Origin of the sequence: Bradyrhizobium macuxiense, assembly GCF_001542415.1 — a bacterium.
GTDB lineage: Bacteria > Pseudomonadota > Alphaproteobacteria > Rhizobiales > Xanthobacteraceae > Bradyrhizobium > Bradyrhizobium macuxiense.
On the sequence record NZ_LNCU01000093.1, the window covers coordinates 7,801 to 15,808 of the forward strand.

9 protein-coding genes are annotated in these 8,008 nt (G+C 64.9%); 4 read left to right on the forward strand and 5 right to left on the reverse strand.

Annotated elements, in window-relative coordinates; genetic code table 11:
- Both AS156_RS45035 and AS156_RS28280 read right to left on the reverse strand, forming a co-directional pair.
- The coding region (locus AS156_RS45035; RefSeq protein WP_245313106.1) for a metallophosphoesterase family protein at window positions 1-429 on the reverse strand (429 nt) is incomplete at its 3' end.
- 139 nt (window positions 430-568) lie between these two features.
- Window positions 569-1,000: a hypothetical protein gene (locus AS156_RS28280; protein WP_066511594.1), complete on the reverse strand. Its 432-nt coding sequence runs from the start codon at window positions 998-1,000 to the stop codon at window positions 569-571.
- 157 nt (window positions 1,001-1,157) lie between these two features.
- On the opposite strand from AS156_RS28280, the gene AS156_RS28285 reads away from it, so the two are divergent.
- Together AS156_RS28285 and AS156_RS28290 are read left to right on the forward strand one after the other, a co-directional pair.
- Window positions 1,158-1,580 carry an MAPEG family protein gene (locus AS156_RS28285; protein WP_066511601.1) on the forward strand — a complete coding sequence of 141 codons (423 nt, stop codon included), beginning with the start codon at window positions 1,158-1,160 and terminating at the stop codon, window positions 1,578-1,580.
- A gap of 22 nt (window positions 1,581-1,602) precedes the next feature.
- Window positions 1,603-2,901 (forward strand): RsmB/NOP family class I SAM-dependent RNA methyltransferase, encoded by a 1,299-nt coding sequence (locus tag AS156_RS28290; protein WP_066511603.1) that lies wholly within the window; start codon window positions 1,603-1,605, stop codon window positions 2,899-2,901.
- Between the two features lie 120 nt (window positions 2,902-3,021).
- Here the strand turns inward: AS156_RS28290 and AS156_RS28295 are convergent, their stop codons facing one another.
- A complete protein-coding gene (locus tag AS156_RS28295) occupies window positions 3,022-4,218 on the reverse strand; it encodes an MFS transporter (RefSeq protein WP_066511605.1) in 1,197 nt (398 codons plus the stop codon).
- Window positions 4,219-4,424: 206 nt separating this feature from the next.
- On the opposite strand from AS156_RS28295, the gene AS156_RS28300 reads away from it, so the two are divergent.
- The gene (locus tag AS156_RS28300) at window positions 4,425-4,877 is read left to right on the forward strand and encodes a winged helix-turn-helix transcriptional regulator (protein ID WP_066511607.1); all 453 of its coding nucleotides are present in this window, start codon (window positions 4,425-4,427) and stop codon (window positions 4,875-4,877) included.
- Between the two features lie 162 nt (window positions 4,878-5,039).
- On the opposite strand, the gene AS156_RS28305 is transcribed toward AS156_RS28300, so the two are convergent.
- Both AS156_RS28305 and AS156_RS28310 read right to left on the reverse strand, forming a co-directional pair.
- Window positions 5,040-5,372, reverse strand: a complete 333-nt coding sequence (locus tag AS156_RS28305) for a DHCW motif cupin fold protein (protein ID WP_066511610.1) — start codon at window positions 5,370-5,372, stop codon at window positions 5,040-5,042.
- A 113-nt stretch (window positions 5,373-5,485) separates the two neighbouring features.
- Window positions 5,486-5,857: a nuclear transport factor 2 family protein gene (locus AS156_RS28310; protein WP_066511613.1), complete on the reverse strand. Its 372-nt coding sequence runs from the start codon at window positions 5,855-5,857 to the stop codon at window positions 5,486-5,488.
- A 138-nt stretch (window positions 5,858-5,995) separates the two neighbouring features.
- Between AS156_RS28310 and guaA the strand changes: the two genes are divergently transcribed.
- Window positions 5,996-7,606 carry a glutamine-hydrolyzing GMP synthase gene (guaA, locus tag AS156_RS28315; RefSeq protein WP_066511620.1) on the forward strand — a complete coding sequence of 537 codons (1,611 nt, stop codon included), beginning with the start codon at window positions 5,996-5,998 and terminating at the stop codon, window positions 7,604-7,606.
- Window positions 7,607-8,008: the final 402 nt, after the last annotated feature.

Consider the following 8,008-nt stretch of genomic DNA (forward strand, 5'->3'; position numbering starts at 1 on the left):
GAGCCAGTCGAACTGTTCGGCCTCGCTGTCGAGGCCGGTGTTCATGATCAGCGAGTTCAATCCGATCAAGCACCAGCCGGCGGCCTCGAACCGCCAGCGGTCTTCGCCGAGCACGGAGGTGAAGGCCTTGCAGGTCTCGTCGGTCGGCAATTGTGCCGGCGCTACGGCGACCTCAGTCGGGTTGTCGCCGATATCGTGATTGCCCGGCAGATAGCGGCAATCGACCGGCAGCGCGGCATGCAGCTCCTTGGCGAAGACGAGATCGTCGCGGCTGGTCGGGCCGTCGAACGAGACGTCGCCGCTGTTGAGCACGAGATCGGGCCGCGTCGCGTCAATGTGCTCGCTCACGCGGTGGAAGTTGTCTGTGAGGATCTTCAGGCGGCGGGCGAGGTGGGTGTCGGAGATTTGCGTCAGACGAAACTGGGCCATTGCATCGATCCTTTCGGCCGGAGCATAGGTCAGCGCGAAGTCGGAACGATGACGATTTCGACGACTTGTTCGATGCCCTGTTTGATGCGTTGTTTGATGTGTTGTTTGACTTTGACGCTTGCATGCCCTGGCTAGAGCTCTAGATCGCCAGCTGCTGCGTCCAGCGGACTGGCGGGGCAGGCGCAATGACGCGGCTTCCGAACAGCCCCGTGTTGGGGAGATTTGTTCCGGTCTCTGCGGGCGATGCGTTGAGTCCGAAATAGGCGAGCGCGTCGTGACGCATGTCGTAAGCCACAAGGCCGAGCAGGGCGAGCACCAGCGCCGTGGCGAGCCCGTGCCTGACGATGTCGCGCGTCGACCGGTAGCCGGTGCAGAAATAGATCGAGAGCACGACCGTGACCAAGAGCGCTGCGGCGACGCCGGCGAGGCCCGACATTACCATGCCGAGGCCGCCATCCAGGCCGTCGCCGAACCAGCCGGTGGCGGGCCAGGTCAGCAGCGAGGTCACGGAATCGGTGGGGAACTCAGGTGGGCGGATGGTGCCGGCCAGGATCGGGGAGGTGATGTTCATCGAGAGCACCCGCCAGTGGGGCTGAAACCGCTGATGTCCTGTGCGTTGGTCACGACGGCTCGGATGATGGTTTAAGCGGCTCCCTGCGGCCTTCATTGTCAGCGGCGAAGGCTGCCGCTAAGAGGGGCGGGCAGCACCGCGGCTGACGGAGATTCTCATGTCTATTCAAATGGTTTTGCTGCCACTCTTCATCCAGATTGGATTGACCTTCGCGCTCTTGTTCGGGATGGCAACGATGCGCACCCGGGCGCTCACGAGCGGTGAAACCAAGATGCGGGACATCGCGCTGCGCGAGCAGAACTGGCCGGTCCGCGCCACCCAGTTCGGCAATTGTTTTGCCAACCAGTTCGAACTCCCCATTCTGTTTTACGTTTTGATTGCACTGGCGCTGCCGCTGCGTCATGCCGATCTGTTCATCGTGCTGATGTCCTGGGTGTTCGTGGTGACGCGCTTTGCCCATGCCGGCATCTTCGTCACGTCCAATGACGTGCGGCCGCGCTCGCTCGCCTGGTTCGCGGGCGTGCTGGTGCTGTTTGTGATGTGGCTGTATTTCGCGCTCAGGATACTGCTGCTGATCTGACGCGTCCAACCGAAAGAGACCAATGACTCCCGCTGCCCGGCTCTCCGCCGCCATCGACCTGATTGCCACCATCGACGCCCAGCGCATTCCCGCGGCGAAAGCGCTGAAGGAATGGGGCATCGCGCACCGCTATGCCGGTTCCGGCGACCGGGCCGCGATCTCCGGCCTGATCTGGGACGTGCTGCGCCGGCAATCCTCCGCGGCCTATCTGATGGACGACGACAGCGCCCGCGCCCGCGTGCTCGGCATGCTCAAGCTCGAGCGCGGCATGGACCTCGCGACCATCGCCGCCTTCTGCGACGGCAGCCGCTTTGCGCCGGCCCCTTTGACCGAGGCCGAGCAGGCGGCGCTGACCTCGCGCTCGCTTGTGGACGCGCCGGCGTCGATCGCTGGCGACTACCCGGAATGGCTCGATCCGTATCTTGCAAAGGTGTTCGGTGACGACCGCGCCGCGGAGGCGACGGCGATGGCGAGCCGCGCGCCGCTGGATCTCAGGATCAACACGCTGAAGGGCAAGCGCGAGAAGATCCTGCCGCGGCTGGCGCATCTCGGCGCCAGGGAGACGCCATGGTCGCCGCTCGGCCTGCGCGTCGAACTCGGCGCCGACGCGCGCAATCCCGGCATCCATTCGGAAGAAGACTTCATCAAGGGTGCGATCGAGGTGCAGGACGAGGGCTCGCAACTCGCGGCGCTGTTCTCGGCCGCAAAGCCCGGCGAGCAGGTGATCGACATCTGCGCCGGTGCCGGCGGCAAGACCTTGGCGCTCGCGGCGATGATGGGCGGCAAGGGCCGGCTGATCGCAACCGACCACGACAAGCGCCAGCTCGCGCCGATCCACGAGCGGCTGTCACGCGCCGGCGTGCACAATTGCGAGGTGCGCACGCCGCGCGGCGAGGCGGACGTGCTCTCCGACATCGAGGCCTCCGCCGATCTCGTGCTGATCGATGCGCCCTGCACGGGCACCGGCACCTGGCGCCGCAATCCCGACGCCAAATGGCGCATGCGCCCCGGCGCGCTCGAGGTGCGGCTGAAGGACCAGGCCGAGGTGCTCGATCGCGCCGCGCCGCTGGTGAAGGCCGGCGGCCGGATCGCCTACATCACCTGCTCGGTGCTGTCTGAGGAGAACGGCGAGCAGGTGCGAGCCTTCATCGCGCGCCATCCGGAGTTTTCGGTGCAGCCGCCGGAGCAGACGGCCTCGGTGCTGTGGGACAAGGCCGAGGATTTTGCCAAGGCCGCGCTGCCGTCGGCCGAAGGCTGGCTGATGACGCCGCGCCGGACCGGCACGGACGGGTTCTTCGTGTCGGTGTTGAAGAAGGGATGATCAGGGCGCCGTCGTTCCGGGGCGATGCGTTAGCATTGAACCTCAAGTGCGCAATTTGGCACTGGGGAACCTCGAGATTTCGGGTTCGCGCGTTTGCGCGCCCCGGAATGACGAGTGCGGTCACGACCGCCCGCATTCATACGCGGCACCCACAGGCACCGGCGTCTTGCTCACCACAATGACCCAGAACAGCAGCGCGATGGCGCTGGTGGCGGCGCCGAGCACGCAGACGCCGATCCAGCCGGCCATCGCGTAGACAACAGTCGACGAGATCGCGCCAAGCCCGCTTCCGATCGCGTAGAACACCATGTAGGCGCCGATCAGACGGCTCGACGCATCGGGCCGCGCAGCGACGATCAAGCTCTGGTTGGTGACATGCACGGCCTGCACCGCGAAGTCGATCATGACCACGCCCACCAGCACCAGCCACAGCGAGGTATGCAGGAAGGCGATCGGAGCCCAGCCGACCAGCATCAGCATCAGCGACAGTCCGGTGGTGCGCTGTCCCCAGCCGCGATCGGCGAGGCGGCCCGAATTGCGTGCCGCCAGCGCGCCGGCGAGGCCGGCGATCCCGAGCATTCCGATCGTGGTGTGCGAGAGCGTCAGCGGGGGAGCGGCGAGCGGCAGCACGACCGAGCTCCAGAACATGCTGAAGCTTGCGAAGATCAGTAGCGCGAACACCGCGCGCTCGCGCAGGATCGGCTCCTCGACGAACAGCGCGACCGTCGAGCGCAACAATTTTGCGTAAGACGATCCGGCCATCGGCTGCGGCGCGTGCCGCGGCATCGCGCGCGCCAAGAGCGCGGCCAGCACCAGCGTCAGCGCGGCCGAGGTGAGGTAGACGACACGCCAGCCGCCGAGATCGGCCAGCGCCCCGGCGGCAAAACGTGCGAGCAGGATGCCCGAGACCACGCCACTGGTGACGGTGCCAATGGTGCGGCCACGGTCGGCCGGTACCGCCAGCGTCGCGGCGTAGGCGACCAGCACCTGGATCACGACCGCAAGCAGCCCGACCAGCACCATGCCGGCGAGTAGCACGGCGGCGTTCGGCGCGGTGCCGACGATGGTGAGCGCAATCGCTGACAGCACGGTCTGGCCGACGATCAGCCTGTGGCGATCCCAGAGATCGCCGAGCGGCACGATCAGCACAAGGCCGAAGGCGTAGCCGATTTGCGTGAGCGTCACGACGCCGCCGATCACCGCGGGCGTAATGGCAAGATCCTGCGCCATGGTGTCGAGCAGCGGCTGCGCGAAATAGATGTTGGCGACGCTGAGCCCGCAGGCGACGGCGAACAGCAGCACCACGGCGGGCGACAGCGCGCCCNCCCGCCGTGGTGCTGCCGTGCTTGCCGTCCGTCTTGTCGTCGTCCTTGGCCGGCCGGGCCTTCGTCATGGTCTGGTTCGTCATCACGCCTCCGCTGCAATTTGCAATCCAGTCTTATGATGAGACCAGTTGCGTTAGGTGTTGTCTAGTCCTATTTTAGGACCAGTTCGAAATCGTGAACGAGCAGGAGAGGGAAGCGATGAAGCGCACCGGTTTTACCAAGGCCGAATGTCCGGTCGCGCGCGCACTCGATGCGATCGGCGATTGGTGGTCGCTGCTGATCGTGCGCGATGCGCTCGATGGCCTGCGCCGGTTCGGCGATTTCCAGAAGAGTCTCGGCATCGCAAAGGGCATGCTGACGACGCGGCTGCGCAAGCTGGTCGAGCTTGGTGTGCTGGAACAGGTCGCCGCGTCCGACGGCAGCGCCTATCAGGAATATGCGCTGACGACGAAGGGCCGCGACCTGTTTCCGGTCGTGGTCAGCTTGCGGCAATGGGGCGAGGCGCATCTCTACGCCCGCGGCGAAGCCCATTCGGTGCTGCTGGATCGGGCGGGGCAGGCCGTCGGGCAGCTCGTGCTGCCGTCGAAAGCGGGTAAGGCGCTCGCGTGGTCGGACACCAGCGTCTGGAAGGTCGGCGCGAGGAAGCGCTGAGCGCGTAGTGAGCTGAGCGGTAGGCGTTCTCACGTCATTGCGAGGAGCTCGCGACAAAATTGCAAAGCAATTTTGCGCTGAAGCGACGAAGCAATCCATGCCTCCGCACGCGGCGCTATGGATTGCTTCGCTTCGCTCGCAATGACGGCGGAATGCGTCGGTTCAATCCACAATGAACAGCGTAGCGCCCGTTGCCGTGGACGAGCGGTGCGCGGCGTCGCCGAAGTCCGAGACCTGGTAGCTCATGCCGGGCTTCAGCGTGAACTTGCGGCCGTCGCGCAGCTCGGTGTCGAGCTCACCCTGCACCACGTAGAGCACATGCCCGCGATCGCACCAGTGATCGGCGAGATAACCCGGCGAATACTCGACCATGCGCACCCGCAGATCGCCGATATTGAGCGTGCGCCACAGCGCTTGTCCGGTTTCGCCGGGATGCACGGTCGGCTCGATCTGGCTCCAGTCGGTGACGGTGAAGGGCAGGGTCGGGATTTTCATGGGCGGAGTCCTGATGTTTTGCTCACCCTACGGATTCTCCACCGTCATTGCGAGCCAACGGGGCGCGCATTCGCGCGACCCGTTGGCTCGCAATGACGCTGCGAAAGACTGTCTCAATGCACCGGATGGTTCGCCGAGCCCTGCCGGATCTTGCCGTCGGCGTCGAGCCGCAGATACTCGCAGATCTTCATGCCGCGCTCGTTCTGATAGAACACCACGATGCTGTCGGGGCTGACGAACAGGTCGATCAACTCGAAATGCAGGTCGGGCAGTTTCGCCAGCGCCGCACTCCAATAGGCGCGCAGCTTCTCCTTGCCGCGCACGGTGCCGGAGGCGCCGAAGCCGAGCGGCGGGATGCTGTCCGAGGTCATCTCGGCCTCCTCGCCATAGAGCGCTAGCACGCGCTCGAGGTCGCGCGCGTTCCAGGCGGCGATCCAGTCGCGGCCGAGCGCGGCGAGGCGAGCGGGATCGTGGGGTTCTGGCATCGTCTCCTTCTACATTCGTTCTCGAGCAAATTAGGTCAATAATACTGACCTATATAGATTTGTCCATGCCCAAAGAAGAATGTGGGCGCGGCGACCAGCGCGGTTGCGGGGGCGGGCGGTGTCGCGTATCTGCTTGCCATGACAGCCCAGCAAACAGCCCAATCCAAAGCTCATGACTCGTCGACGCCTTCGGTGGCCTCGGCGCATGACAAGATTCTGATTGTCGATTTCGGCAGCCAGGTGACGCAACTGATCGCCCGCCGCGTCCGCGAGATGGGCGCCTATTCCGAAATCGTCCCGTTCCAGAAGGCTGAGGCCGCCTTCAGGGAGATGAAGCCGAAGGCGGTGATCCTCTCCGGCGGGCCAGCCTCCGTACTAGAGGCCAACGCGCCATCAGCGCCGATGTCGGTTCTCACGGCGGGCGTGCCGGTGCTCGGCATCTGCTACGGCGAGCAGACCATGGCCCAGCAACTCGGCGGTATCGTCGAGGGCGGGCATCACCGCGAGTTCGGCCGCGCCACCATCGAGGTCACCGACGACTGCGCGCTGTTCGACGGCGTCTGGGTGAAGGGCGGCCAATATGACGTCTGGATGAGCCATGGTGATCGCGTCACCAAATTGCCCGACGGCTTTCGCGCCGTGGCGCGCGCGCCGGGCTCGCCGATCTCGGTCATCGCCGATGACAAGCGCAAGTTCTACGCGATGCAGTTCCACCCCGAGGTGGCGCATACGCCCGACGGCGCCAAGCTGATCCGTAATTTCGTCCGTAAGGTCGCGGGTTTCACCGGCGACTGGACCATGCGCGCCTTCCGCGAGGAAGCGATCGAGAAGATCCGCGCCCAGGTCGGCAAGGGCAAGGTGATCTGCGGTCTCTCCGGCGGCGTCGATTCCGCCGTTGCCGCGGTCTTGATCCACGAGGCGATCGGCGACCAGCTCACCTGCGTGTTCGTCGATCACGGCCTGCTGCGGCTGGACGAGGCGAAGACCGTCGTCGACCTGTTCCGCAACCATTACAACATCCCGCTGGTCCATGTGGACGCATCGAAAGAGTTTCTGGGCGAGCTCGAAGGCGTCACCGATCCCGAGGTGAAGCGCAAGACCATCGGCCGGCTCTTCATCGATGTGTTCGAGGCGGAGGCCAAGAAGATCGGCGGCGCGGAATTCCTGGCGCAAGGAACGCTCTACCCCGACGTGATCGAGAGCGTCTCCTTCACCGGCGGACCGTCGGTGACCATCAAGTCGCACCACAATGTCGGCGGCCTGCCTGATCGCATGAACATGAAGCTGGTCGAGCCGCTGCGCGAGTTGTTCAAGGACGAGGTGCGCGTGCTCGGCCGCGAGCTCGGCCTGCCCGAAGTCTTCGTCGGCCGCCACCCGTTCCCAGGCCCCGGCCTCGCGATCCGCTGCCCCGGCGACATCACGAAGGAGAAGCTCGACATCCTGCGCAATGCGGATGCGGTCTATATCGACCAGATCCGCAAGCACGGCCTCTACGATGCGATCTGGCAGGCCTTCGCCGTGCTGCTGCCGGTGAAGACCGTCGGCGTGATGGGCGACGGCCGCACCTACGAATACGTCGTCGGCCTTCGCGCCGTCACCTCCACCGACGGCATGACCGCCGACTTCTACCAGTTCGACATGAAATTCCTCGGCGAGACCGCGACGCGCATCATCAACGAGGTGAAGGGCGTGAATAGGGTGGTCTACGACGTGACGAGCAAGCCGCCGGGGACGATTGAGTGGGAGTAGTGGGATCGGCCGCTATCGCGTGGTTTGGCGTAGTCTGGTGGAGTTGATCTCGCTTCCTTTCGCATTGAGGACGCTGACCGAAGTAGTGAGCTCGGCTTATCCCGGTCGAGGTCGGTAATCCACCGCGTTTTCGCTAACGGCGTATTGCGGCGCGCTTGATCGTACAGAACGGCGGAGCGTTCAAAGCTCCAGCTTCGAGCACCGGCAAGTTTGGGTGGCAAAGGGGACATTGGCAGGAACGTGAAGGTCTGCGTGGCAACTGTCGACAGGATATCTGCGACCTCCAAGTTGACGGCGATCTCAACTAGCGGCGCTCCAGCCTGGACCAAGGCCTCGCTATCCGGATGCCACCTTCATGCAGGCGTCGGCTATCATGTCTCGCAGACGCGCGCACTGGCGGGG

Coding starts and splice junctions, on each gene's coding strand:
- AS156_RS28280 (WP_066511594.1), bottom strand. CDS start 1,000: ATGAACATCACCTCCCCGATCCTGGCCGGCACCATCCGCCCACCTGAG.
- AS156_RS28285 (WP_066511601.1), top strand. CDS start 1,158: ATGTCTATTCAAATGGTTTTGCTGCCACTCTTCATCCAGATTGGATTG.
- AS156_RS28290 (WP_066511603.1), top strand. CDS start 1,603: ATGACTCCCGCTGCCCGGCTCTCCGCCGCCATCGACCTGATTGCCACC.
- AS156_RS28300 (WP_066511607.1), top strand. CDS start 4,425: ATGAAGCGCACCGGTTTTACCAAGGCCGAATGTCCGGTCGCGCGCGCA.
- AS156_RS28305 (WP_066511610.1), bottom strand. CDS start 5,372: ATGAAAATCCCGACCCTGCCCTTCACCGTCACCGACTGGAGCCAGATC.
- AS156_RS28310 (WP_066511613.1), bottom strand. CDS start 5,857: ATGCCAGAACCCCACGATCCCGCTCGCCTCGCCGCGCTCGGCCGCGAC.
- guaA (WP_066511620.1), top strand. CDS start 5,996: ATGACAGCCCAGCAAACAGCCCAATCCAAAGCTCATGACTCGTCGACG.